The organism is Xylanimonas sp. McL0601, assembly GCF_049852175.1.
In the GTDB taxonomy this organism is placed as follows: Bacteria; Actinomycetota; Actinomycetes; order Actinomycetales; family Cellulomonadaceae; genus Xylanimonas.
Genome location: NZ_CP187527.1, coordinates 121,214 through 144,522, shown reverse-complemented (window position 1 = coordinate 144,522; position 23,309 = coordinate 121,214). Strand labels below are relative to the sequence as shown.

The window sequence follows — 23,309 nt, the reverse complement described above, 5'->3', positions numbered from 1 at the left end:
ACCCGAACTCCGAGGAGTCCCCATGGCCACCGTCGTCACCGACGACCGCACGCGCGCGCCGGGCCGCCGCCTGGCGCCGGGCCCGCGCAGGTCGCGCCCGGGCCGCCGGCTCGCGCGGCGCAACACGTTCATCGGCTGGACGTTCATCCTGCCGAACTTCGTGGGGTTCGCCCTGCTGACGCTCGTGCCCGTGCTGACGCTCTTCTACATGTCGTTCACCAGCTGGAACGTGTTCGGCAAGGCCCCGTGGGTGGGGCTGGCCAACTACACGCGACTGCTGGACGACAAGAGCTTCCACAAGGCCCTGCTCAACACGCTGTACTACGCAGTCGTCCACATCCCGCTGACGCTGGTCGCGGCGCTCGCCCTCGCCCTACTGCTCAACCGGAAGATGCGCGGCGTCGCGTTCTTCCGCACGGTGGCGTTCTTTCCGTACATCACGTCGATCGTGGCCATCGCGGTGGTGTGGAACATGCTGTTCAGCCCCAAGTACGGCCCGATCAACCAGTTCCTCGGCGCCCTCGGCGTGGACCCGACGCCGGGGTGGACGACGTCGGCGGACTGGTCGATGCCCGCCGTACTGATCGTCGGCACGTGGCGCGAGATGGGCTACTACATGCTGCTCTTCCTGGCGGGGCTGCAGACCGTGCCGGCCGAGCTCTACGAGGCCGCGCGCGTCGACGGTGCCGGCGCCTGGCAGCGGTTCTGGAACGTCACCGTCCCGTGCCTGCGCCCCACGACGTTCTTCGTCACGGTGATGCTCACCATCGGCTCGTTCAAGGTGTTCGACCTGATCCTCGTCATGACCAACGGCGGTCCGGGGCAGTCGACCCTCGTGCTGAGCCAGTACATCTTCCAGAAGGGCTTCGGCGAGTTCCAGTTCGGCTATGCGTCCGCGATCTCCGTCGTGCTCTTCCTCCTGTGCATCGTCATCACGATCTTCCAGTACCTGTGGGACAAGCGGAGGGACGCCTGATGCGCGCACGTTCCGCCGGACGCGTGCTGGGCTACGTCGCCCTCGCGGTCGCCACCGTCGCGATGCTCCTGCCGTTCTTCTGGATGGTCGTCTCGTCGCTCAAGCACAACAACGACGTGTTCACCGTCCCGGTGCAGTGGCTGCCGGACCCGGTCGTCTGGCACAACTACCTCGAGATCTGGCAGCGGGCGGACATGACGACGTGGCTGCGCAACACGCTGCTGCTCGCCGTGGTCGTGACCGCGCTGCAGGTCTTCACCGGCAGCTTCGCGGCCTACGGGTTCGCCCGGATGCGGTTCCCCGGTCGCGACGTGCTGTTTCTCGCCTACATCGGCACGATGGCGGTGCCGTGGCAGTCGTACATGATCCCGCAGTTCGTGCTCATGTCGAAGATCCACCTCAACGACACCCTCTGGTCGATCATCGCGCTGCAGGCGTTCGGCGCGTTCGGCGTGTTCCTCATGAAGCAGTACTTCGAGTCCATCCCCGACACGCTCAACGAGGCGGCCCGCATCGACGGGCTCTCGGAGTACGGCATCTGGCGACGCATCATGATGCCGCTGTCGGTACCCGCCATCGCCTCGCTGACGCTGCTGACCTTCGTCACCACGTGGAACGACTACCTCGGCCCGCTCATCTACCTGCGCAGCGCGCAGAACTGGACCATCCAGCTGGGCCTCAAGACGTTCGTCAGCCAGTACAACGCCGAGTACGCGCTCATCGTGACGGGCTCCGTGCTGTCGGTGCTGCCCATCGCGGTGATCTTCCTGCTCGGCCAGCGGTACTTCGTCGAGGGCATCGCGACGACGGGGGTGAAGGGGTGAGCGCTGCCGCGGGGGCGGCGGCGCCGCCCCGTCCCCGCCGGGCCGTCTCGGCGCAGGTGTACTCGACGGTGTTCGGCACGCTCCTGACGGGGCTCGTGGTCGATGCGCTGCTCCTGGTCACCTGCCTGCCGCTCGTCGTCATGCTGCTGACCACCGACCCTGCGCGTTCCTGGCCCGCGCTCGCCCTGCTCGCGCCGCTCACCGCACCCGCGCTGGTCGCCGCGTTCGCGGTGTTCGCGCACGTGGCCGACGACGGCGCCCCGACGCCCGTCCGCACGTTCTGGTGGGCGTACCGGCGGCACGCGCGGCGTGCGCTCGTGATCGGCGCGGGCCTGACGGCGCTCGCCGTGGTCGGCGTCGTCGACCTGCGCGTCGTGGGCGGCCACCCCGTGGGGGCGGTCGCGACCCCGGTGATCGCCGTCGTGCTCGTGCTCGCGGCGCTGACCGGCGTCGTCGCGCTCGTGGCGGTGGCCGAGCTGCCCGGCACGCCGCTGCGCGACCTGCTCAAGGCCGCCCTGTTCCTCGCGGTGCGCGGCTGGCACCTGGCGGGTGCGGCGCTGGTCGTGCTCGCACTGCTCGGCGGGGTCGTCGCCGTGAAGCCTGCCCTGGGGCTCGGGCTGCTGCCGGCCCCGCTGCTCTACGTCGCCTGGGGCGCCGCGCGGTTCGCGCTGCGCACGGCGATGCCCGACGTCCGGCCCGCGCGGCCGCTGGAGGAGAACGCATGACGACCACCGCCGAAGGGCTCGCCACCGCCGTGGGCCCTGCCGTCGAGAAGGCGCTCGCCACGCTGCTGAGCAGCGCGCGCGCCTTCGGCGACAGCTACCCCGACGACACGACGCGCGACAATCGCTACGCGCTGCGGCCCGCCGACGCCACCCACGCCGCCGGGGCCAACCGCGGCTGGACCACCAGCTTCCCGGCCGGCATGCACTGGCTCGCATGGGAGCTGACGGGCCAGGACGAGTTCCGCGTCCACGGTCTGCGCCACGCACGATCCTTCGACCGCCGGGTGCGCGCGGGCGACGACCTCGAGACACACGACCTCGGGTTCCTCTACACCCTCTCGTGCGTGGCCCCCTGGCGGTTGCTCGCTGGCACCGAGGGAGCTGCGAGCGACGAGGACCGCGCCGCCGCGGCAGCCGCACGCGACGCTGCCTTGCTCGCGGCCGACCACCTCATGGGGCGCCTGCTCGAGCCGGCCGGCATCGTCCAGGCGTGGGGCGACCTGACCGACCCTGCGCAGCGGGGGCGGACGATCATTGACTCGCTCATGAACATGCCGCTGTTGTCATGGGCCGGCGAGCAGACCGGCGACCCGCGATACGCGGACGCCGTGCGCCGCCACACCGCCCAGCTGCGCGAGCACATGCTGCGGCCCGACGACTCGACGGTCCACACCTTCTACTGGGACCCCGTTACCGGCGAGCCGCTGCGCGGCGCCACCGAGCAGGGCGCCTTCGACGACTCCTGCTGGGCGCGGGGTCAGGCCTGGGGCATCTACGGGTTCGCCCTCAACCACCTGGCCACGGGCGACCCCGAGCTGCTCGACGCCGCCGAGCGCTGCGCCGCGTACTTCCTCGACCACCTGCCGGCCGACCAGGTGCCGTACTGGGACCTCGTCCACACCGACGGGTCGGCCGAGCCGCGCGACTCCTCGGCCGCGGCGATCGCGGTGTGCGGGCTGCGCGAGCTCGCGGGCGCCGTCGGCGACGCGGATCGCGCCGCGCGGTACACGGCCGCCGCAGACGCGATGCTGCTGAGCCTCGTCGAGCACTGCACGCCGGGCGCGGAGGGCGTCGACTCGGACGCGCTGCTGCTGCACGCGGTCTACGACGCGCCCAAGGGCAACGGTGTGGACGAAGGCTGCCTCTGGGGCGACTACTTCTACCTCGAGGCGCTGGTGCGCACCGTCCGGCCCGACTGGGCGCGGTACTGGTGACCCGCCCCTGTCTGCCCCACGGAGGCGGCGCATGATCCTCGACCGGTTCCGCCTCGACGGGAAGGTGGCCCTCGTGACCGGCACCTCGCGCGGGCTCGGCCAGGGCATCGCGGTGGCGCTCGCGGAGGCGGGTGCCGACATCGCGCTGCTCGACCGCTCGCCCGCGAGCCGGACGGCGGCACGGGTCGAGGCGCTCGGGCGGCGGGTCCACGCGGTGCAGCGCGACCTGGCCGCCGCGACGCCCGCCGAGCTCGAGTCGGCCGTCACCGAGGTGGTCGAGACGCTCGGACGGCTCGACGTGCTCGTCAACAACGCCGGCACGATTCGGCGTGCACCCGCCGCCGAGCACCCGGCCGCCGCCTGGGACGAGGTGCTGGCGGTCAACCTCGATGCCGTCTTCCACCTGTCGCAGGCCGCGGGGCGCCGCATGCTCGCCCAGGGCTCGGGGAAGATCGTGAACGTCGCGTCGATGCTGTCCTTCCAGGGCGGCATCACCGTGCCCGGGTACGCGGCGTCCAAGCACGCGGTCGCGGGGCTGACCAAGGCGCTGGCCAACGAGTGGGCGGGCCGCGGCGTGAACGTCAACGCCGTCGCGCCCGGGTACATGGTCACGGACAACACCGCCCCGATCCGCGCGGACGAGGCACGCGAGAGGTCGATCGCGGACCGGATCCCGGCCGGCCGCTGGGGCACGCCCGACGACGTCGCCGGCGCGTTCGTGTACCTCGCGTCCGCGGCGTCGGACTACGTCCACGGCGCGATCATCCCGGTCGACGGCGGCTGGCTGGTCCGCTGACACGAAGAAGAAGGAGAACCGATGGAACAGCGGTACGCGACCCACCCCGCCCAGGTCCCGGGTATGACGACGTCGGACCTGCGAGAACGGTTCCTCGTCGAGGACGTGTTCATCCCGGGCGAGGTGTCGCTGACCTACACGCACCACGACCGGATCGTGCTCGGCGGGGCGATGCCCGCCGGCCAGGAGCTGCCGCTGCCGACGTTCGCGGAGATCCGCTCGGACTACTTCCTCGAGCACCGCGAGGTCGGCATCGTCAACGTCGGCGGCACGGGCACGGTCAGCGCCGACGGCGCGGTCCACACCCTCCCGAAGGGCGCATGCCTCTACCTGGGCCGCGGGGTACGCGACGTCGTCTTCGCCGACGCCCCGGCGTCCGACGGCGAGGGCGGCGCCCAGTTCTACCTGTTCTCCGCGCCGGCGCACACCACGTTCCCGACGGCGCTCGTGCTGCCCGAGGAGGCGACGGTTCGCGAGCTGGGCGACCAGGAGACGTCGAACCGGCGCACCCTGCGGCAGTACATCCACGAGAAGGGCGTGCAGTCCTGCCAGGTCGTCATGGGCGTGACGACACTGCACGCGGGCTCGATGTGGAACACCATGCCGGCCCACACGCACGACCGGCGCACCGAGTGCTACCTGTACTTCGACGTGCCCGCCGACGCGCGCGTGATCCACCTGTGCGGGCAGCCGGAGGAGACGCGGCACCTGGTGGTCGCCGACCGGCAGGCCGTGGTCTCTCCGTCGTGGTCGATCCACTCCGGCGTGGGGACGGCCGCCTACTCGTTCGTGTGGGCGATGGCGGGGGAGAACCAGGCGTTCGACGACATGGACGCGGTGCCGCCGACGGCGCTGCGCTAAGCCGGCGCGGGCAGGTCGAGGCCCGGCTCAGGCCCCGAGCGCCGTCGCGAGGCGGTGGCAGCGGGCCGGGTCCTCGGTCAGCCCGTGCTCCAGCCCCCAGAGCCAGTAGTCCGTGACCCGCCAGACGGCCCACGCGGGCGCGAGCTCGGGGTCGAGGGCCGCCGCACCGACGAGGGCGGCGAACCAGCGCGGGATCTCGGCGTCGGACATCTCGTCGACGCGGTGCCACAGGACGTCGACGGCGGTGCGCTCGGCGTCGCCGGCGAGGAGCACCGGGTCGACGACGCGCCAGCCGCCGTCGGACCCGCGCAGCACCTGCGCGTAGTGGAGGTCGCCGTTGACGGCGACGAGCTCGCGCCGGCCCGTGAGGATCGCGGCGGCGGCGGCCTCGGCGGCGGCGAGGAACCGCTCGCGGAACGGCCTGCCCAGCCGGGACCAGGCGGTGCGCAGCGCGGGCGTGCGCTCGCGGACCACGTCCGACGTCTGCGGCAGGCCGGCGGCGACGTCGGCCGGGACCGGGACGGCCAGGCGCCGCGCCACCCGGCCGATCTCACCGACGGCCAGCCCGAGCGGCTCGTGCGCGAGCGTCGCCGGGCCGAGCCGCTCGAGGAGGAGCACCCCCGCGGTGCGGTCGGTGCGGAGCAGCTCGACGGCGCCGTGCTCCCGCCAGAAGGCCAGCGCCGCGGCGAGCGGGCCGACGTCCTGCGACGGCGGGCTCAACCGGAGCACCGACGCCGACCCGTCCGCGCGGACGGGGACCACGAGGGCGTGCGACCCGTGCGAGACGGGGCCGTCGAGAGCCAAGGACCAGCGGTCGCACCACGCGTCGACCGTCGCCGGCAGGGCCGCGAGCCACGCCCGGTCGGGCGCCGTCGCGGCCCACCACCGAGGCATCGCCCGGTACGCCGCGGGAATCTCGACGGGCACGGCGCCAGGCTACGGGCCTGGCGTCGCGCTCACGCCTGCCGCCGGGGGCTGCGTGGGGTACTGGGTCGGGTACTGCGTGGGGTACTGGGGCGGCACCGGCTGCTGCGCGGCCGCGGCCTGGCGCTGCCAGTACCGCTCCTCGCTGGGGATGAGGATCCACAGCGCGATGTAGGCCAGGATCTGCGGGCCGGGCAGGAAGATCGAGGCGACGGTCAGGAGCCGGACGACGGTGCGCTCCCAGCCGAAGCGGTCGGCGACGGCGGCGCACACGCCGCCGAGCATGCGGCCGTCGGCGGGACGGTAGAAGGGACGGTTGGCGGGCGGGGCGGGGTAGCCCTGCGGGCCGGCGTTGGGGTTCGGGGTCTGCGTGCTCATGACTCGAGAGTGCCGCACGCCGCCAGCCCCTCGCCATCGGGTGCCGCCCGGGTCCGTCCCTGATCTCGCCCCCGGCGGGACCCCGAGAGCGGGGCCAAGGGCGTGGCGCACATCACGTAACCACTTGCGCAGTCTTGCTCAGTTTTTGCAGCACCAAGGCTAGAGTCAGGCCCATGTCAAGGCGTCTCGCCGAGGTGGCGAAGAAGGTCGGTGTCAGCGAGGCCACCGTGAGCCGCGTGCTCAACGGGAAGCCGGGGGTGTCGGAGTCGACGCGGGCGGCGGTGCTGACCGCGCTCGACGTGCTGGGGTACGAGCGCCCGGTCAAGCTCCGCGGTGAACGCGGGCGCCTGGTGGGCCTGGTGCTGCCCGAGCTGGTCAACCCGATCTTCCCCGCGTTCGCCGAGGTGGTGGGGGGCGCGCTCGCGCAGCAGGGCTACACGCCCGTGCTGTGCACGCGCAGCGCCGGGGGCGTCTCCGAGGCCGACTACGTCGACCTGCTGCTCGGCCAGCAGGTGTCGGGCGTGATCTTCGCGGGCGGCTTCTACGCGGAGCGCAGCAAGGACCACGCGCACTACCGCCTGCTGCGCGACCGCGGCCTGCCGGTCGTCCTCATCAACGGCGCGATCGAGGAGCTCGACTTCCCGCGCGTGTCCTGCGACGACCTCGTCGCCGTCCACCTCGCCCTCGGCCACCTGGCGTCGCTGGGCCACACGCGCGTGGGCCTGCTGCTCGGCCCGGTCGACCACGTCCCCTCCGAGCGCAAGCTCGCTGCGGCGCGCGCGTGGTTCGAGCGCCGCGGGACCCCGCTCGACGACGAGCTCGTGGTGCACTCGCAGTACTCGCTCGAGAGCGGCCAGGCCAGCGTGAACCGCCTGCTCGACGCCGGGGTGACGGCCGTGGTGTGCGCCTCGGACCCCCTGGCGCTGGGTGCAGTCCGGGCCGCACGCCGGGCCGGCCTGAGCGTCCCACGCGACCTGTCGGTGGTGGGCTTCGACGACTCCGCGCTCATGAACCTCACCGACCCCGCACTGACCACGGTCCGGCAGCCGATCGAGCCCATGGGCCGCGCCGCCGTCGACCTCCTGGCCGCGCTCGTGGCCGGCGAGGACGTGCCGCACGAGGAGCTGCTCTTCGAGCCGGAGCTCGTCGTGCGCGGCTCGACGACGGTCGCGCCGGCGCGGCGCGCTGCCGTGTCATAGATGGAGACTTGGTCACGGAAGGTGTCGACTTCTTGCGCGGCCCATGTCGAGTGCTTACGCTCCGTGCATGACGACGACGTCGACCCTCGGGCGAGCGACCGACGACGGTGCGCGCGAACCGGCCGCGTGGTGGCGCCACGCGGTGATCTACCAGATCTACCCGCGCAGCTTCGCGGACGGGAACGGCGACGGCACGGGTGACCTCGCGGGAGCCCGCGCCCGCCTGCCTTACCTCGAGCGGCTCGGCGTCGACGCCGTCTGGTTCACCCCCTGGTACCTCTCCCCGCTGGCCGACGGCGGCTACGACGTCGCCGACTACCGCGCGATCGACCCGCGGTTCGGCACCCTCGAGGAGGCCGAGGCCTTCATCCGCGAGGCGCTCGCCCGCGGCATCCGCACGATCGTCGACGTCGTCCCCAACCACGTCTCCGAGCAGCACCCCTGGTTCCGGGCAGCGCTAGCCGCCGGCCCGGGGTCACCGGAGCGCGACCGGTTCTGGTTCCACCCCGGCAAGGGCGAGCACGGCGAGGAGATGCCCACGCAGTGGGTCTCCGACTTCCAGGGCTCGACGTGGACCCGCACCACCGACCCCGACGGCACGCCGGGGGAGTGGTACCTGCACCTGTTCTCGCCGGCGCAGCCCGACCTCAACTGGGACCACCCGGACGTGCGCCGCGAGCACGAGGAGATCCTGCGGTTCTGGTTCGACCGCGGCGCCGCGGGCATCCGCATCGACTCCGCGGCCCTGCTGTTCAAGGACCCCGCGCTCCCCGAGGTCCCGCAGCGACCCGGGCCGGGCGACCACCCGCACGTCGACCGCGACGAGCTCCACGACGTCTACCGAGCCTGGCGTGCGATCGCCGACTCGTACGACGACCCGCGCGTCCTGGTGGGCGAGGTGTGGCTGCCCGACGTCGAGCGGTTCACGCGGTTCCTGCGCCCGGACGAGATGCACACGGCGTTCAACTTCGACTTTATGGCCCGGCCATGGGAGCCCGCTGCGCTGCGCGAGTCGATCACCATGACCCTTGCCGCGCACCGCCCGGTCGGGGCCACACCCACCTGGGTGCTGTCGAACCACGACGTGACCCGGCCCGTGACGCGGTACGGCCGCGCCGACTCGAGCTTCGCGTTCACGCGCAAGCGCTTCGGCACCCCCACCGACCTGGCGCTCGGCACCCGCCGCGCCCGCGCAGCCGCGCTGCTCGTGGCCGCGCTGCCCGGCGCGATGTACGTCTACCAGGGCGACGAGCTCGGCCTGCCGGAGGTCGAGGACCTGCCGCCGGAGCTCATCGAGGACCCGATGCACTTCCGCTCCGGCGGCGTCGACCCAGGCCGCGACGGCTGCCGGGTCCCCCTTCCCTGGACGCGCACGGGCTCGTCGCACGGCTTCGGGCCCGACGGCGGCACCGACCCGTGGCTGCCGCAGCCGGCCGCCTGGACCGACTACGCCGTCGACGCCCAGGAGGCCGACGCCGGTTCGATGCTCCACCTGTACCGCGAGGTGCTGCGCCTGCGGCGCCACCTCCCCGAGCTGGCCGACGCCGGGCTCACCTGGATCGGCACCGAGGGCGACGACGTCGTCGCCTTCCACCGCGGCGAACGCTTCGCGTGCGTCGTGAACCTGGGCACCCAGCCCGCACCCCTGCCCGACGGCGAGGTGCTGCTCGCCAGCGGACCGCTGACCGACGGCCGCGCTGCGCCGTCGGACACCGCCGTCTGGCTGCGCCTGGAGAGACCGAGACCACCAGCACGACCGAGTTCACACGAGGAGAGACGATGAAGTCCACCTACCGCGCTGCGGCCTTCGGCCTCGCCGGGGCCATGGCGCTCAGCCTGACCGCCTGCTCGTCGGGCGGTTCCAACCAGGGCGACTCGGCGAGCTCCGGCGGCAAGACCACGCTGCGTGTCGTGTCGCTGCTGCCCGGGTCGGAGCAGGCCGCCATCGACGCGTTCAACCAGCAGGTCACGGAGTTCGAGGCCGCGAACCCCAACATCGACATCGTGCCCGAGGAGTACGAGTGGAAGGCGACCACGTTCGCCGCCCAGCTCGCCGGCGGCACGCTGCCCGACGTGTTCGAGATCCCCTTCACCGACGCCAAGACGCTCATCGCCAACGGCCAGCTTGCCGACATGGACAAGCAGTTCCACACGCTCGCCTACGCCGACAAGTTCAACCCCGCCATCCTCGAGGCCGGCACCGGCGAGGACGGCAAGGTCTACGCCATCCCGGCCAAGAACGTCTACGGCATCGGCCTCCACTACAACCGCAAGCTCTTCGAGTCGGCGGGCCTCGACCCCGACAAGCCGCCGACGACGTGGGACCAGGTGGCGGAGGACGCGAAGAAGATCGCGGACGCCAACCCCGGGGTGGCCGGCTATATGCAGATGTCGCAGAACAACACCGGCGGCTGGCAGCTGACCGTGCAGACGTACGCCCGCGGCGGCCGCGTCCAGGAGATCGGCTCGGACGGCAAGGCGACGTCGACGCTCGACAACCCGGCCACGGTCGAGGCGCTCCAGTGGCTCAAGAAGATGCGGTGGCAGGACAACTCGCTCGGCTCCAACTACCTGCTCGACTGGGGCACCATGAACGAGGCGTTCGCCGCGGGCCAGGTCGCGATGTACACGTCGGGCTCCGACGTCTACACCTCGATGGTCCAGTCCAACGGCCTCGACCCCGCCACCTACGGTCTCGCTGCGCTGCCGCTCGAGGGCGACCACGCCGGCGTGCTCACCGGCGGCACCCTCGCCGCCGTGCCGGCCAACGCGTCCGAGGCGGCGAAGGACGCCGCGATCAAGTGGATCGACTTCTTCTACACGGCCAAGCTGGTCGACAAGGACCGTGCCGTGGCCGACGCGAAGACGCTCGTCGCCAACAACCAGCCCGTCGGCACGCCCGTGCTGCCCATGTTCAGCAAGGAGCAGTACGAGCAGAACCAGGAGTGGATCAAGGACTACGTCAACGTGCCGCTCGACCACATGACGAGCTACACGGACTCCATGTTCGACCTCCCGCTCGTCGGCGAGCCGTCACGCCGCACGCAGGAGATCTATGCGCTGATGGACCCCGTGGTCCAGGCCGTGCTGACCGACAAGAACGCCGACGTCGAGAAGCTCTTGACCGACGCGAACACTCAGGCGCAGGCGCTGCTCGACCAGGAGTGACATGGTCCAGACACCCGTGACCAGCACGTCGGTGCGGGCCTCGCCCGTGCCCGCCCCGACCCGCCCGCGCCGGACCCCCGCCACCCCCGTGGTGGCGTGGGTCCGGCGCGGCGGGCTGCACGAACTCGTGTTCCTCCTGCCGACGCTCGCGATCTTCGGGGTGTTCTCCTGGTTCCCGATCGTGCGGTCGGTCGTCATGAGCTTCCAGCACACCAACCTCGTCGCACCCCCGACGTGGGTGGGCTGGGACAACTTCGCGTTCGTCCTCCACGACCCGCTGCTGGGGACGGCGGTGCGCAACACGCTGTGGTTCGCGCTGCTCGCGCTGCTCCTCGGGTATCCGGTGCCACTGGTCGTCGCCGTGCTCATGAGCGAGGTGCGGCGCGCCAAGGGCCTGTACTCCGCGCTCGCCTACCTCCCCGTCGTCGTGCCGCCCGTGGTGTCGGTGCTGCTGTGGCGGGTGTTCTACAACGCCTCGCCCACCGGCGTCTTCAACACGATCCTCGGGTGGGTGGGCCTCGGGCCGTACCCGTGGCTGCAGGACCAGACGTGGGCCATGCCGTCGCTGGTGCTCGCCGCGACCTGGGCCGGCGCGGGCGGGACCGTCATCATCTACCTCGCCGCGCTCGTGTCCGTGCCGCCCGAGCTGTACGACGCCGCCGAGGTCGACGGCGCCGGCGTCTGGCGCAAGGTCTGGCACGTGACCATGCCGCAGCTGCGGGGCGTCCTGTTCATCACGCTGATCCTGCAGATCATCGCCACGGCCCAGGTGTTCCTCGAGCCGTACCTGTTCACCGGGGGCGGCCCGGCCAACGCCACGCTCACCGTGCTGCTGCTCATCTACCGGTACGCGTTCCAGAACTCCCTGGGCGGCAACTACGGCGCTGCGACGGCGCTGAGCCTGATGCTCGCCGTGGTGCTGGCCCTGTTCTCGGCGCTGTACTTCCGCCTCACCAAGGGCTGGAGCCAGTGATGGCCGCACCCGTGCAGACCGCCGACCGCACCGCGGTCTCGACCTCCGACTGGCGCCGGCCCGGCGTGCGCGGGGGGCTCGGCGGCGTGCAGCTGCTGCTGCTGGCGCTGCTGGTCGTCGTCGGGCTGGGGCCGCTGCTCCTGCTCGCGAAGTTCGCGGTCACGCCGACGCAGGACATCCTGCGGACGCCCATGGACGTCTTCCCGCACGGCATCGCGTGGTCGAACCTCGACAAGGCCTGGAACGACGTCCAGGTCTCGCACTTCTTCCTCAACACGGTGTGGCTCGCGGCGGGATCGTGGGCCTCTCAGCTCCTCGTGGCGACGACGGGTGGCTTCGTGCTGTCCGTGCTCCGCCCCGCGTACGGGAAGCTGGTCGAGGCGCTCCTGCTCGCGACCTTGTTCATCCCCGCCGTGGTGCTGCTGGTGCCGCTCTACCTGACGATCCTCCACCCGCCGCTGCTGCGGGTCTCCCTCATCAACAGCTTCTGGGCGGTGTGGCTGCCAGCCGGGGCGTCGGCCTTCAGCGTGCTGCTGGTGCGGCGCTTCTTCGACTCGCTGCCGCGCGAGGTGTTCGAGGCCGCGCGCGTGGACGGGGCCGGGCCCTACCGGCTGTTCTGGTCCGTGGTGCTGCCGATGTCGAAGCCGATCCTCGGCGTCGTCTCGGTGTTCGCCGTGATCGCAAGCTGGAAGGACTTCCTCTGGCCGCTGCTCGTGCTCAAGGACCCGTCCATCCAGCCGCTGTCGGTGCGCCTGCCCTCCATCGCGGGCACCACGGACCTGGGCGTGTTCCTGGCGTCGCTGGCGATCGCGACCCTCATCCCGGTCGCGATGTTCCTGCTGTTCCAGCGACTGTTCCTCAGCGGTGCCGGGCTGGGCGGGGCGGTCAAGGGCTGAGGACGGCCGCGAGCCTGCGCGACGACGCCGCCGCGAACTCGGGCCAGCGCGTCGCGTAGCAGGGAACCCGCGGGCGGCGACGGGGACGTCGACGGGGGGTCCATGAAGCGCGTTGTCAGCCCCAGGGCGGGCCGGGGACCCCGGTGCCCCTGACAAGCCATCCGGGGGCTGGGCGTTGTCAGGCCCAGGTCGCGCCAGGGATCCCTGCGCCCCTGACAAGTCGCCCGCGATGGCTGCGATGGCTGCGATGGCCGCGATGGTCCCGAGGCTACGAGGCCGCCGGGTGCGGGTGGAGGGAATTCCGCGCTTGCGCGGCCCTCCCGCCGGGATGCGCCAGCCTATGCGCTTCCCGTCAGCGCTTACGGCGCGTTGTCACCGAGCGCCGTGTCGAACGCCGTGAGCAGGCGCTCGCCGAAGAGCACGAACCGCACGTGCTCGACGCCGTCGCCGGGCCACGCACGGACCGCACCCACGGCGGCGGCCGCGGCGTCGTCGGGCGACCAGCCGTAGGCGCCCGCGCCCACCGCGGGGAAGGCGACGGTGCGGGCGCCGAGCTCGGCGGCGACGTCGAGCGAGCGGGTGAAGCACGAGGCGAGCAGCGCCGGGTCGGTCTGGCCGCGGGTCCGGTTCGGGCCGACCGTGTGGATGACCCACCGGGCGGGCAGCTCGAAGGCGGGTGTCGCGACGGCGTCGCCGACGGGGAGCCCGTTGCGACGGAGCTTCCGGCAGGCGTCCAGCAGCCGCGGCCCTGCCGCGGCGTGGATCGCGCCGTCGACCCCGCCGCCGCCGAGCAGCGAGGAGTTGGCTGCGTTGACGATCGCGTCGACGTCGACGCGTGTGATGTCGCCGAGCTCCGTGGTGATCCGCACGTTTCGACCCTACGGCGGGGAGGGAACCTCAGGCGGCGTGGGCCTGCGCGACCAGGGCGGGGCGGAAGGCGCCGTGCCCGACAAGTGCGTCCAGTGCGGCCCGCACCAGTGGAGCAAGGCTCTCGCGCCGCCAGACGAGGGACAGCGTGGTGCTCTCGGCTCCCGGCACGGTGCGGAACACGACGCCTGGGTGCGATGCCGTGGCGAGCACCGCCGGCAGGAAGGTCACGCCGAGGCCCGCGGCGACGAGGGCCAGCGCCACTGATGCGTGGTCGGTTGTGGCTCCTTCGATCGGGGTGAAGCCGGCACGAGCGCACATGCGCCGGATGACCGGATCGAGGGCCGATCCCGGGCCGGGGAGGACGAACGCCTCGGTGCGCAGGTCCCCGAGTGTGATGGCCTCGGCCCTTGCGAGCGGATGGCCCTCCGGCAGTGCGAGGAGCAGCTCGTCGGCGTGGGCCGGTGCGCTCGCGAGGTCGGTCGCGGTCACCGCGCCGCGCACGATGCCGAGGTCCAGGCGGCCCTCGCTGAGCTCGGCGGTGATCTCGGCGGACAGCAGGCCGGGGCGGACCTTGAGCGCGGCGTCGGGCAGGGCCACGCGCAGCGCCTTCGCGATGCCCGGCAGAAGCGCCTGCCCGGCGCAGTGGGTGAGCCCGAGCCGCAGCACGTCGGCACCGCCGGCGGCGATCCGGCGCACGGCCGCCTCGGACTCCTCGACGGCCGCGAGGATGTGCGTGGCGTCGCGGGCGAGGCGCTGCCCGGCCGGGGTGAGGGTCACCTGCCGGGTGGTGCGGTCGAGCAGCTTGGCGCCCACCTCGGACTCGAGCTGGCGGATCGCCTGGGACAGCGCGGGCTGTGTCAGGTGGAGCTGCTGGGCCGCGCGGCTGAAGTGCAGGGTGCGGGCGAGGCCCGCGAAGTACCGGATGTGGCGCAGCTCCATCAGATGACCTCCCGGTCGATCCAGGTCTCGCAAGTGGCGCAGAACCGATAAAAGGTTCACGGGTGACATTCGGGCCGGTCAAGGGAGAGATCCACCAGACGAGACGTCCCGGCAAGAGTTAACAGACCGGTAGCCGTGGCGCAACGTGGCCGTTACACGCCGGCTGACGAACTGCCCGGACGGCGTGGAACGCGACACCTGGCAGCGATTGATAACCAAGAACGGTCACATCTAGTGGTGTTTGTGATGACACAAGACGGCAATATCCCCGAATCCCCCGCGTGATCTGTGGTTCCTACTTTTCCCGGTGTGCTGACAGCGGCCCTGTGAGAGCGCAGGGCCTTCAGCTCGTCAGACCCGTCACCGAAAGGTAGGGCAATGACTGAGAAGTTCGATCTCCTGGACGAGAAGGCCACCAGCGGCGTCTCCCGCCGCAGCTTCCTGCAGGCCGTCGGCATCGGTTCCTCCGCCGGGGTGATGCTGGGTGCCATGGGCGCGATCGGCCTGGCGCCGACCGCGTCCGCGAACAGCAACGGTCCGGGTGGCCTGGCGCACAAGCAGGACTGGCGGTGGCGCCCACCGACCAGGGGTGACTTCTACGCCAAGGGCAAGGAGAACCAGAAGCACGTCATCGTCATCGGCGCGGGCCCCGCCGGCCTCTGTTCGGCCTACGAGCTGCAGAAGGCCGGGTACAAGGTCACGGTGCTCGAGGCCCGCCACCGCCCTGGTGGCCGCACGCTCACCGTGCGCCCGGGGGACAAGGAGACGGACATCGACGGCGTCACCCAGGTCGCCAACTGGGACGACGGCATCTACATGAACTGCGGCGCCGGCCGTATCGCTCAGTGGATGGTCACGATGGACTACTACAAGGAGCTCGGCGTCCCGTACCAGGTCATGACCAACGCCAACGCCGAGGCCTACCTCTACAACGAGAACCGCGGATCGACCCCGGGCAACCCGACCAAGTACCGCACGGCGAAGGCGGACTTCTACGGAACGGTGGGCGAGCTGCTCACCTACGCCACGGACCAGGGCGCCCTCGACTCGAAGCTGACGGAGGAGGACAAGGTCAACCTCAAGTCCTTCCTCAGCTCCGTCGGCTCGCTGCGCAACGGCGTGTACTGGGACGCCCCCACCCACTCCAACCGCGGCTACTCCGAGTACCCGACGGCGTGGAACTTCGCGGAGACCGAGCTCCCGCCGACCCGCCCGACCATGTCGGAGACCCTGGCGAGCCGGTTCGGCAACTACTTCCAGTTCGAGCACAACTGGGAGCAGGCCATGCTCATGTTCCAGCCCGTCGGCGGAATGGACACGACCTACCAGTACTTCGTGCGCGCCATCGGCCAGCAGAACGTGTTCTTCAACTCTCCGGTCACCGGAGTGGAGAACACCTCCGACGGCGTCAAGGTCACCTACAAGGACAAGTACTCCAAGAGCTACCAGCTCACCGCGGACTTCGCCGTCGTCGCCTCACCGGCGCACATCGCGCGGGGCTTCACCAGCAACTGGGGAACGGACATCGACACCGGCCTCGGCGAGTTCGCCAAGGGCTCGGCCGCGGGCAAGATCGGCCTGCAGTACAAGTCGCGCTGGTGGGAGACCGACCACAACATCTACGGCGGCATCACCGAGACCGACATGGACCTCCAGCACATCTGGTACCCGTCCTACGGCTACGGCCAGCAGAAGGGCCTGATCGTCGGCTACTACAACACCGGCACCGCTGCCAGCACCTACGGGGCGCTGGCTCCGCAGGACCGTCAGGCCCGCGCCGTCGCGCAGGGCGTGAAGATCCACGGCGAGAAGTACGCCACGGAGCTGGAGCAGTCGTTCTCGGTCGCCTGGCACAAGGTGCCCTACATCGAGGGTTCCTGGGCCTACCCGAACCAGAACTCCGAGTACTTCCAGAAGCTCCAGGCGGGCGCGGACAACGTGTTCTTCGCCGGCGACTGGATGTCCGAGGTCTCCGCGTGGCAGCACGGCGCCTTCTGGGCCGCGCGTTACGCCGTGCAGGCGCTTCACGAGAAGGCCCTGGCCACCGTCTGATCCTCGCCCCCAGGTGCCTGGCCGTCCGTCCAGGGCGGCCGGGCACCACCCCACCGTCAGCAAACCCCAGGCGTCAGCGCCAAGACCAAGGAGTCACCGAAATGGGCATGCTCAAGCCGTGGCACGTCATCGTGATGGTCGCTATCGTCCTGCTGCTGTTCGGGGCGCAGCGCCTGCCTGACCTGGCGCGCAGCGTCGGTCAGTCGCTCAAGATCTTCAAGAACGAGGTCAAGGACCTCACCGCCGACGGCGAGCAGGCGCACGCGACGACGCCGGCGGCGGCGCACGCGGCGACGCCTGAGGCCTGACCGGCGAGGGCGGTGAAGCCGTGCTCGACATCAACGCCGGTGAGCTGCTGATCATCGCCGTGCTCGCACTCGTCCTCATCGGGCCTGAGCGCCTGCCGCAGTACGTGCAGCAGCTCGCCACGTTCGCCCGCAAGGCCAAGGGGCTGCTCGCCGAGGCGAAGGACCGGGTCACCGACGAGCTCGGCCCCGAGGTCGGCGACATCGACTGGGCGCAGCTGGACCCGCGGAGGTACGACCCACGCTCCATCGTCCGCGAGGCGCTGCTCGACGACCTTCTGCCAGGCGGCGTCCGGCGCCCCGCCGGGTCGGTAGAGGAGGTCGTCGGGCGGCGGCCGCAGGGCGCGGTCACCTTGCCGGACGACGGCGCCGGCACGCCGTCCGCCGACAGCGTCGGCAGGCTGTCCGCCGACGGCGCCGGTACCGGCGCGGCCTCCGTGCCCGGCGCCGTCGGCGAACGCCGGACCGAGGCGGCCTGACATGGCGGCGCTGACCTCGGTCCCGGTGCTCGCCGACGCCGACGCCGCGCCGAACGCCCCCGCCCCGGGCGGCCCGGCGTCGGACGGCCGGTCGCGCATGCCCCTGCGGGAGCACCTGACGGAGCTGCGCAAGCGGGCGTTCCTGATTGCCGCCGGCCTGGTCGTCGGAGCGCTGGCGGGGTGGTTGCTGTACGACCCCTTGCTGGAGCTGCTGACGCGCCCGCTGCACCTTGCGGCGTCGACCCAGCACAAGGACATCGCGCTGAACTTCACGGCGCTCGGTTCGCCGCTGGACATCAGGATCAAGGTCTCGCTGTTCCTGGCCGTGCTGGTGACCTGCCCCTGGTGGCTGTACCAGGTCTGGGCCTTCATCACCCCGGGCTTGACCAAGCACGAGAAGCGGTATGCCTACGGGTTCCTCGCCAGCGCCGTGCCGCTGTTCCTGGGAGGTGCGGCCCTCGCCTGGTGGGTGCTGCCGCAGGCGGTGGACATCCTCGCCTCGTTCGTGCCTGACGGGACGTCCCAGCTCGTCAACGCCCAGGACTACCTGACGTTCGTCATGCGGCTGGTGCTGGCTTTCGGGGTCGCGTTCGTGTTGCCGGTGCTGCTGGTCGTGCTCAACTTTGCCGGAATCGTGCGTCACGAGACCCTCGCGCGGGGCTGGCGCTGGGCGGTGCTGCTCGCGTTCGTGTTCGCCGCGGTCATGACGCCGACGCCGGACGCGCTGACCATGGTGCTGGTCGCCGCGCCGATCTGCGTGCTCTACTTCGCGGCGCTCGGCGTCGCGTTCTGGCACGACCGTCGAGTCGAGAGGCGGACCTGACCCGGCCCGCCCGCGGCTACCAGCCGGTCGGCGCGAGCACCTTGCGGATGCGCTTCTCGCTGACCGTGCCGTCTGTACCAAGCTGCTGCGCGAACAGGCTCACGCGCAGCTCCTCGATCTGCCAGCGGGCCTCGGCGAGCTCGGCCGCGCGGGCCGGGTCCGCCGGGCCCGCGGCGTAGGCCGCGCGCGCCTTCGCATATGCCTCCTCCACGTCGTGGATCCGCCAGGCGATCTCGGCGTCCCGGTACGGGTTCGCCTGCGCCTTCTCCAGCCGGTACGACGCCGCGCGGAGGTAGCGCACCAGGTGCGGGAGGCGGCGCGGGGGCGTGGCGCTGACGAACCCGTCGTGGACGAGCGTGGCCGCGTGCTCGCGGACGTCCTGCAGTGTGTTGAGCAGAGCGAGCGACGACGTCGCGCGCACCTCGCTCTCGAGCGTGCGCCAGGCGGCGAGGGCGGCGACGACGTGGCCGGCGACGCGGTACGTCTCGTCCTCGAGATGGCGTCGGACGTGGGTCTTCGCCTCCGTGTACGAGTCGGCATCGCGGATCTGTACGGCAGCGGCGCCCGGCGGCGTCCCCGGGGGGAGGTCGGTATCGCCGCTGGTCAGCGCGATGACGGCGGCGAGCTGCAGCTCCTCGGCCAGGATGTCCGTGGTGCGGTACGGGCTCGCCGCGAGGGTCAGCGCCTGCTTGCCCGTCCAGCGGGACGTCACGCGGCCGGCCGCGAGCCGCGTCTCGGACAGCAGCAGCCGGCGCACCCCGCGGGCGTGCGCCGACGGCTGCGCGACGGCGTCGGCGAGGATGCGCAGCGCGACGGTCGCCTCGCCCTTCGGCCCCGGCTCCTCGACGAGGGCCGGGTACCCGCGCACGACCACCCCTCCGCCGAGATCGGTGGAGACGGCATCGGGCAGGCGCCCGTCGGGCAGTCCTTCGGGCCAGGTGTCGAGCCCGGTCCGCTCGGCGATCGCGCCGCCCGCCGAGGTCGGGGCTGCGGCGCGAGGTCGGGGCCGTCCGCCTCGATCTCCCGCGTCTGCCCCGACCTCGGCGGACGGCGTGAGGGCGGAGGGGGTGGTGGCGGTGGCGGCCGCTGTGCGGGCCTCCTCCAGTGCCAGGCCAACCGCTCCCTTGACCGCCGCGCGCACCGCGGCCTCCGCCTGGGGTGCCAGACGGCGCTGCAGTGCCAGCAGGTCCTTCGACTCGTCGAGCGCGATCCCGCTCGGCGCGCGGCCCCCCGGCGCCTGCCTCCCGCCGGCGTGACCGGCCCCCTGACCGCGACCCGCACCGGCCGCCGTCGTGCCGCCGGCCTCCTGGACGCGGAACGTCATGCGTAGGTGCGCGGGCAGCCGCTCGACCCGCTCGGCGTCCCACGCGTCCTCGGGCACGACGACGTCGCGCAGCGCCCGGACCGCGCGCGTGAACGCGGCGTGGAACGGCTCGGCCATGTCGCCCGCGCGGGTCATGTCCTCCCACGCCGGGGTGCTGGCGCGCAGCCAGGACGCGACGGCCGCACCGACGTCGGGCGCGGGCACGAGCTGCACGCGCACCGCCTTGGGCAGCGAACGGATCGTGGCGACGCACAGCTCCTCGAGCAGGCCCGGCACCATCCAGTCGAAGCCCGCCGGCACAAGGCGGGGGAGCACGGAGAGCGGCACGTGCACGGTGACGCCGTCGGCGTCCTGGCCGGGGCTGAACTGGTACGTCAGCGGCAGGGTGACCTCGCCCTGCGTCCACCGCTCAGGGAAGAGCGACGGGTCCACGGCCTCGACGTCGACCAGGTCCTCGAGGCGGAAAGTCAGCAGGTCCGGGGTGTCGCGGCGGGCCTGCGACCACCAGCGGTCGAAGTGCCGCGCGCTGACCACGGACGCCGGGACGCGCTCGTCGTAGAAGGCGAACAGGTCGTCCTCGGAGGCGACCAGGCCGCGCTGCCGAGAGCGGGCCTCGACCTGCTCCGCCTCCTCCAGCAGACGCCGGTTGTCCGCGAAGAAGCGATGGTGCGTGGTCCACTCGCCCTGGACCAGGGCGTGCCGCACGAACATCTCCCGGGCCGCCTCGGGGTCCACCTTGGCGAACAGCACCGGGCGGTCGCTGACGATCGGGACGCCGTAGAGCAGCACCTTCTCGGTGGCCATCGCGGCGCCCTGCTTGGTGGACCAGTGCGGGTCGGAGTAGGTGCGGCGGGCCAGGTCGCCGGCAAGAGCCTCGGCCCACTCCGGCTGGATGCGGGCGACGTCTCGCGCCCACAGGCGCGACGTCTCGACGAGCTCCCCCGCCATCACCCAGGCCGGCGGCTTCTTGGACAGCGGGGAGCCGGGGAAGATCGCAAACCGGGCGCCGCGTGCGCCGAGGTACTCGTTGCGGGCGCGCTTCGCCTGCTGGCGCAGGGCGCGGGCGCGGGCCTCGCCCTTGAGGTGGGCGACGGAGGAGGCCTTGATCTCGCCCGTGTCCTGCATGCCGATCTGGGAGAGCAGGCCGGAGAGCAGCGCGCGGTGCACCGTCTCGCCGTCCCACTCGCGGCGCAGCTCGCCGCTGCGCGGCTGCGACTTGTCAGGCTCAGAAGCGTCGGGATGCTGGTGCGCTTCTGACAGCTCGGCGACGGGGCGGGGGCCGCGTCCGCGGGAGGACAGGTCGATCCCCAGGTCGTTGGACATCTGGCGCAGCTGCGTCACGACGTCCTGCCACTCGCGCACGCGCAGGAAGTTCAGGTGCTCGCCCTTGCACAGCCGCCGGAACGCCGAGCCGCTGAGCTCGCGCTGCTGCTCGCGCAGGTACTCCCAGAGGTTGAGGTACGAGAGGAAGTCGGACGTCGGGTCGACGAACCGCGCGTGGAGCTGGTCCGCCCGCTCGCGCACCTCGACGGGGCGCTCGCGCGGGTCCTGCACGGAGAGCGCGGCGGAGATGACGGCGACCTCGCGCGCGACGCCCAGCTTCGCGCCCTCGATGATCATGCGCGCCAGGCGCGGGTCCATGGGCAGCTGTGCGAGCTGCCGCCCGACGGCGGTGAGCCGCGTCGTCGTGCGCCCCCCACCCGCGCTCTCAGGCCCAGGGCGCGCCCCGGCGCCCGCTGCCCCTGACAACGCGAGATTGGCCTCGGGGGTGTCAGGGGCAGGGGGCGCTCCGGCGCCTCGTGGCCCTGACACGGTGAGGTCGACGGCGGTGAGGTCGACGGCGGTGAGGTCGACGGCGGTGAGGTCGACGGCGGTGAGGTCGACGGCGGTGAGGTCGACGGTTTCTAGGGCGCCCAGCTCGCGCAGCAGCGCGACGCCGTCGCGCACCGCGCGCGTGTCCGGCGGCTCCACGAAGGGGAAGCGGGCGACGTCGTCGGGCGCCTCGACCACGCCGACCGCGATCATCTGCAGCAGCACGGACGCGAGGGAGGTGCGCAGGATCTCGGGCTCGGTGTACTCGGGCCGGCCCTCGAAGTCGTCCTGCGAGTACAGGCGGATCGCGACGCCGTCGGCCACGCGGCCGGAGCGGCCCGAGCGCTGGTTCGCCGACGCCTGCGAGATGGCCTCGATCGGCAGCCGCTGCACCTTGGTCGCCTTGGAGTAGCGCGAGATGCGGGCCAGGCCCGTGTCGACGACGTAGTGGATGCCGGGGACAGTCAGCGACGTCTCGGCGACGTTGGTGGACAGCACGATGCGCCGCCCTGGGTGCGAGGCGAAGACGCGGTGCTGCTCGGCGGCGGACAGGCGCGAGTAGAGGGGCAGGATCTCGACATGGTCCGGGCGCTTCGGATCGCGCGTCCGCTCGCCGAGGCGACCCTCCAGCGCGTCGAGCGCGTCGTGGATCTCGCGCTCGCCCGAGAGGAACACGAGGATGTCGCCCGGGCCGCAGGTCATGAGCTCGTCGCAGGCCTCGACGATGCCGGTGACGAAGTCCTTCTCTTCGCCCTTGCCCTTCCGCAGGCCGGACTCCGGGTCGACGTCGGGCGCGAGCGGCCGGTAGCGGATCTCCACCGGGTACGTGCGCCCCGAGACCTCGACGACAGGTGCCGCCTTCGGGAGGACCTCGACGACCGCGTCGGGCGCGCCGCCGATCTCTGCGAGGTGCGACGGCGAGAAGTGCGCCGCGAACCGCTCGGAGTCGATGGTCGCGGACGTGATGACGACCTTGAGGTCCGGCCGCCGTGGCAGCAGCCGGGACAGGTACCCGAGCAGGAAGTCGATGTTGAGCGACCGCTCGTGCGCCTCGTCGATGACGATCGTGTCGTACGCCAGCAGGTCCGGGTCCCGCTGGATCTGCGCGAGCAGGATCCCGTCGGTCATGACCTTGACGAGCGTCTGCTCGCTCGACTGGTCCGTGAACCGCACCTGGTAGCCGACGATGGAGCCCAAGGCGCCGGCTCCGCTGATCTCTTCGCTGATGCGCTCCGCGACGCTGCGGGCGGCGATCCGGCGGGGCTGCGTGTGGCCGATCTGCCCGGCGCGGCCACGGCCGAGGTCCAGGAGGATCTTGGGGAGCTGCGTCGTCTTGCCCGAGCCGGTCTCGCCCGCGACGACGACCACCTGGTTCTCCGCGATCGCCCGCGCGATGTCCGCCCGGCGCGCGCTGACCGGCAGCTGCTCGGGGTAGGTGATCGTGGGCACGACGGCGGCGGTGCGGGCCGCGGCGAGCTTCTCCAGGTGGGCGCGGGAGACGCGGCGAGGGCCGCGGTGCTCGCGGTCGCCGCCTCGGGGTTCGCGACTGCGGTCGCGCTGCTCGCCGTCGCCCTGGGGAGCGGGCTGGTCGCGCCGGCCCTGCCCGCCCCGGCCTCTGCGGCGGCGGCCGCCGTCGCGACGCCGCACGGCGCCGTCGTCGGCGGGGTGCGACGACGGCTGCGGGGAGGAAGGTGCGGTGCTCACGGCCTCCCATTCTCGCAAGGGCCGCAAGGTGATTGGACCGCACCTGTCAGGGGAGCCGGAAGCCGAC

The 23,309-nt window shown here is 72.1% G+C and carries 20 protein-coding genes; 15 read left to right on the top strand and 5 right to left on the bottom strand.

Features of this window, described 5'->3' with window-relative positions; translation table 11 throughout:
* Positions 1–22: 22 nt before the first annotated feature.
* The 6 genes from ACO4JP_RS00655 to kduI are packed head-to-tail and all read left to right on the top strand — an operon-like array spanning position 23 to position 5,396.
* Complete coding sequence (locus ACO4JP_RS00655) at positions 23–976, top strand: carbohydrate ABC transporter permease (RefSeq protein ID WP_425955480.1); 954 nt, start codon at positions 23–25, stop codon at positions 974–976.
* On the top strand, positions 976–1,800 hold the full coding sequence (locus ACO4JP_RS00650) for a carbohydrate ABC transporter permease (RefSeq protein ID WP_425955479.1): 825 nt from the start codon (positions 976–978) through the stop codon (positions 1,798–1,800). The genes ACO4JP_RS00655 and ACO4JP_RS00650 overlap by 1 nt, the downstream gene beginning before the upstream one ends.
* On the top strand, positions 1,797–2,525 hold the full coding sequence (locus ACO4JP_RS00645; RefSeq protein ID WP_425955478.1) for a ferredoxin-NADPH reductase: 729 nt from the start codon (positions 1,797–1,799) through the stop codon (positions 2,523–2,525). Before ACO4JP_RS00650 ends, ACO4JP_RS00645 begins: the two co-directional genes overlap by 4 nt.
* Complete coding sequence (locus tag ACO4JP_RS00640; protein ID WP_425955477.1) at positions 2,522–3,739, top strand: glycoside hydrolase family 88 protein; 1,218 nt, start codon at positions 2,522–2,524, stop codon at positions 3,737–3,739. Before ACO4JP_RS00645 ends, ACO4JP_RS00640 begins: the two co-directional genes overlap by 4 nt.
* 31 nt (positions 3,740–3,770) lie before the next feature.
* The gene (kduD, locus tag ACO4JP_RS00635; protein WP_425955476.1) at positions 3,771–4,535 is read left to right on the top strand and encodes a 2-dehydro-3-deoxy-D-gluconate 5-dehydrogenase KduD; all 765 of its coding nucleotides are present in this window, start codon (positions 3,771–3,773) and stop codon (positions 4,533–4,535) included.
* A 21-nt stretch (positions 4,536–4,556) separates the two neighbouring features.
* A complete protein-coding gene (gene kduI / locus ACO4JP_RS00630) occupies positions 4,557–5,396 on the top strand; it encodes a 5-dehydro-4-deoxy-D-glucuronate isomerase (RefSeq protein WP_425955475.1) in 840 nt (279 codons plus the stop codon).
* Between the two features lie 27 nt (positions 5,397–5,423).
* On the opposite strand, the gene ACO4JP_RS00625 is transcribed toward kduI, so the two are convergent.
* Both ACO4JP_RS00625 and ACO4JP_RS00620 read right to left on the bottom strand, forming a co-directional pair.
* Entirely contained in the window at positions 5,424–6,323 is a 900-nt protein-coding gene (locus ACO4JP_RS00625) for an aminoglycoside phosphotransferase family protein (RefSeq protein ID WP_425955474.1), read from the bottom strand.
* A 9-nt stretch (positions 6,324–6,332) separates the two neighbouring features.
* Complete coding sequence (locus ACO4JP_RS00620) at positions 6,333–6,698, bottom strand: PspC domain-containing protein (protein ID WP_425955473.1); 366 nt, start codon at positions 6,696–6,698, stop codon at positions 6,333–6,335.
* A 173-nt stretch (positions 6,699–6,871) separates the two neighbouring features.
* On the opposite strand from ACO4JP_RS00620, the gene ACO4JP_RS00615 reads away from it, so the two are divergent.
* The 5 genes from ACO4JP_RS00615 to ACO4JP_RS00595 all read left to right on the top strand — a co-directional run bounded on the left by ACO4JP_RS00615 (position 6,872) and on the right by ACO4JP_RS00595 (position 12,934).
* The gene (locus tag ACO4JP_RS00615; protein WP_425955472.1) at positions 6,872–7,897 is read left to right on the top strand and encodes a LacI family DNA-binding transcriptional regulator; all 1,026 of its coding nucleotides are present in this window, start codon (positions 6,872–6,874) and stop codon (positions 7,895–7,897) included.
* 67 nt (positions 7,898–7,964) lie between these two features.
* Positions 7,965–9,680: a glycoside hydrolase family 13 protein gene (locus ACO4JP_RS00610; RefSeq protein WP_425955471.1), complete on the top strand. Its 1,716-nt coding sequence runs from the start codon at positions 7,965–7,967 to the stop codon at positions 9,678–9,680.
* Positions 9,677–11,065 (top strand): ABC transporter substrate-binding protein, encoded by a 1,389-nt coding sequence (locus ACO4JP_RS00605; RefSeq protein ID WP_425955470.1) that lies wholly within the window; start codon positions 9,677–9,679, stop codon positions 11,063–11,065. Before ACO4JP_RS00610 ends, ACO4JP_RS00605 begins: the two co-directional genes overlap by 4 nt.
* Position 11,066: 1 nt before the next feature.
* On the top strand, positions 11,067–12,038 hold the full coding sequence (locus ACO4JP_RS00600; protein ID WP_425955469.1) for a carbohydrate ABC transporter permease: 972 nt from the start codon (positions 11,067–11,069) through the stop codon (positions 12,036–12,038).
* Positions 12,038–12,934: a carbohydrate ABC transporter permease gene (locus tag ACO4JP_RS00595; protein ID WP_425955468.1), complete on the top strand. Its 897-nt coding sequence runs from the start codon at positions 12,038–12,040 to the stop codon at positions 12,932–12,934. Before ACO4JP_RS00600 ends, ACO4JP_RS00595 begins: the two co-directional genes overlap by 1 nt.
* Positions 12,935–13,293: 359 nt before the next feature.
* Here the strand turns inward: ACO4JP_RS00595 and ACO4JP_RS00590 are convergent, their stop codons facing one another.
* Both ACO4JP_RS00590 and ACO4JP_RS00585 read right to left on the bottom strand, forming a co-directional pair.
* A complete protein-coding gene (locus tag ACO4JP_RS00590; protein ID WP_425955467.1) occupies positions 13,294–13,803 on the bottom strand; it encodes an O-acetyl-ADP-ribose deacetylase in 510 nt (169 codons plus the stop codon).
* Positions 13,804–13,831: 28 nt separating this feature from the next.
* The gene (locus ACO4JP_RS00585; RefSeq protein WP_425955466.1) at positions 13,832–14,743 is read right to left on the bottom strand and encodes a LysR family transcriptional regulator; all 912 of its coding nucleotides are present in this window, start codon (positions 14,741–14,743) and stop codon (positions 13,832–13,834) included.
* Positions 14,744–15,121: 378 nt separating this feature from the next.
* Here ACO4JP_RS00585 and ACO4JP_RS00580 point away from each other — a divergent pair, with 378 nt between their 5' ends.
* The 4 genes from ACO4JP_RS00580 (at position 15,122) to tatC (ending at position 18,402) form a co-directional block, all read left to right on the top strand.
* A complete protein-coding gene (locus tag ACO4JP_RS00580) occupies positions 15,122–16,795 on the top strand; it encodes an FAD-dependent oxidoreductase (protein ID WP_425955465.1) in 1,674 nt (557 codons plus the stop codon).
* A 101-nt stretch (positions 16,796–16,896) separates the two neighbouring features.
* Complete coding sequence (gene tatA / locus ACO4JP_RS00575; RefSeq protein WP_425955464.1) at positions 16,897–17,103, top strand: Sec-independent protein translocase subunit TatA; 207 nt, start codon at positions 16,897–16,899, stop codon at positions 17,101–17,103.
* Positions 17,104–17,123: 20 nt separating this feature from the next.
* A complete protein-coding gene (locus ACO4JP_RS00570) occupies positions 17,124–17,579 on the top strand; it encodes a Sec-independent protein translocase TatB (protein ID WP_425955463.1) in 456 nt (151 codons plus the stop codon).
* 97 nt (positions 17,580–17,676) lie between these two features.
* On the top strand, positions 17,677–18,402 hold the full coding sequence (tatC, locus tag ACO4JP_RS00565) for a twin-arginine translocase subunit TatC (RefSeq protein ID WP_425957024.1): 726 nt from the start codon (positions 17,677–17,679) through the stop codon (positions 18,400–18,402).
* 16 nt (positions 18,403–18,418) lie between these two features.
* Here tatC and ACO4JP_RS00560 read toward each other — a convergent pair whose 3' ends face one another.
* Entirely contained in the window at positions 18,419–23,242 is a 4,824-nt protein-coding gene (locus ACO4JP_RS00560) for a DUF3418 domain-containing protein (protein ID WP_425955462.1), read from the bottom strand.
* Positions 23,243–23,309 lie beyond the last annotated feature (67 nt).

Excerpts from the sequence above, each read along its gene's own strand:
- ACO4JP_RS00655 (WP_425955480.1), top strand. The coding sequence starts at position 23 with ATGGCCACCGTCGTCACCGACGACCGCACGCGCGCGCCGGGCCGCCGC.
- ACO4JP_RS00650 (WP_425955479.1), top strand. The coding sequence starts at position 976 with ATGCGCGCACGTTCCGCCGGACGCGTGCTGGGCTACGTCGCCCTCGCG.
- ACO4JP_RS00640 (WP_425955477.1), top strand. The coding sequence starts at position 2,522 with ATGACGACCACCGCCGAAGGGCTCGCCACCGCCGTGGGCCCTGCCGTC.
- kduD (WP_425955476.1), top strand. The coding sequence starts at position 3,771 with ATGATCCTCGACCGGTTCCGCCTCGACGGGAAGGTGGCCCTCGTGACC.
- kduI (WP_425955475.1), top strand. The coding sequence starts at position 4,557 with ATGGAACAGCGGTACGCGACCCACCCCGCCCAGGTCCCGGGTATGACG.
- ACO4JP_RS00620 (WP_425955473.1), bottom strand. The coding sequence starts at position 6,698 with ATGAGCACGCAGACCCCGAACCCCAACGCCGGCCCGCAGGGCTACCCC.
- ACO4JP_RS00615 (WP_425955472.1), top strand. The coding sequence starts at position 6,872 with ATGTCAAGGCGTCTCGCCGAGGTGGCGAAGAAGGTCGGTGTCAGCGAG.
- ACO4JP_RS00610 (WP_425955471.1), top strand. The coding sequence starts at position 7,965 with ATGACGACGACGTCGACCCTCGGGCGAGCGACCGACGACGGTGCGCGC.
- ACO4JP_RS00605 (WP_425955470.1), top strand. The coding sequence starts at position 9,677 with ATGAAGTCCACCTACCGCGCTGCGGCCTTCGGCCTCGCCGGGGCCATG.
- ACO4JP_RS00600 (WP_425955469.1), top strand. The coding sequence starts at position 11,067 with ATGGTCCAGACACCCGTGACCAGCACGTCGGTGCGGGCCTCGCCCGTG.
- ACO4JP_RS00595 (WP_425955468.1), top strand. The coding sequence starts at position 12,038 with ATGGCCGCACCCGTGCAGACCGCCGACCGCACCGCGGTCTCGACCTCC.
- ACO4JP_RS00585 (WP_425955466.1), bottom strand. The coding sequence starts at position 14,743 with ATGGAGCTGCGCCACATCCGGTACTTCGCGGGCCTCGCCCGCACCCTG.
- ACO4JP_RS00580 (WP_425955465.1), top strand. The coding sequence starts at position 15,122 with ATGACTGAGAAGTTCGATCTCCTGGACGAGAAGGCCACCAGCGGCGTC.
- tatA (WP_425955464.1), top strand. The coding sequence starts at position 16,897 with ATGGGCATGCTCAAGCCGTGGCACGTCATCGTGATGGTCGCTATCGTC.
- tatC (WP_425957024.1), top strand. The coding sequence starts at position 17,677 with ATGCCCCTGCGGGAGCACCTGACGGAGCTGCGCAAGCGGGCGTTCCTG.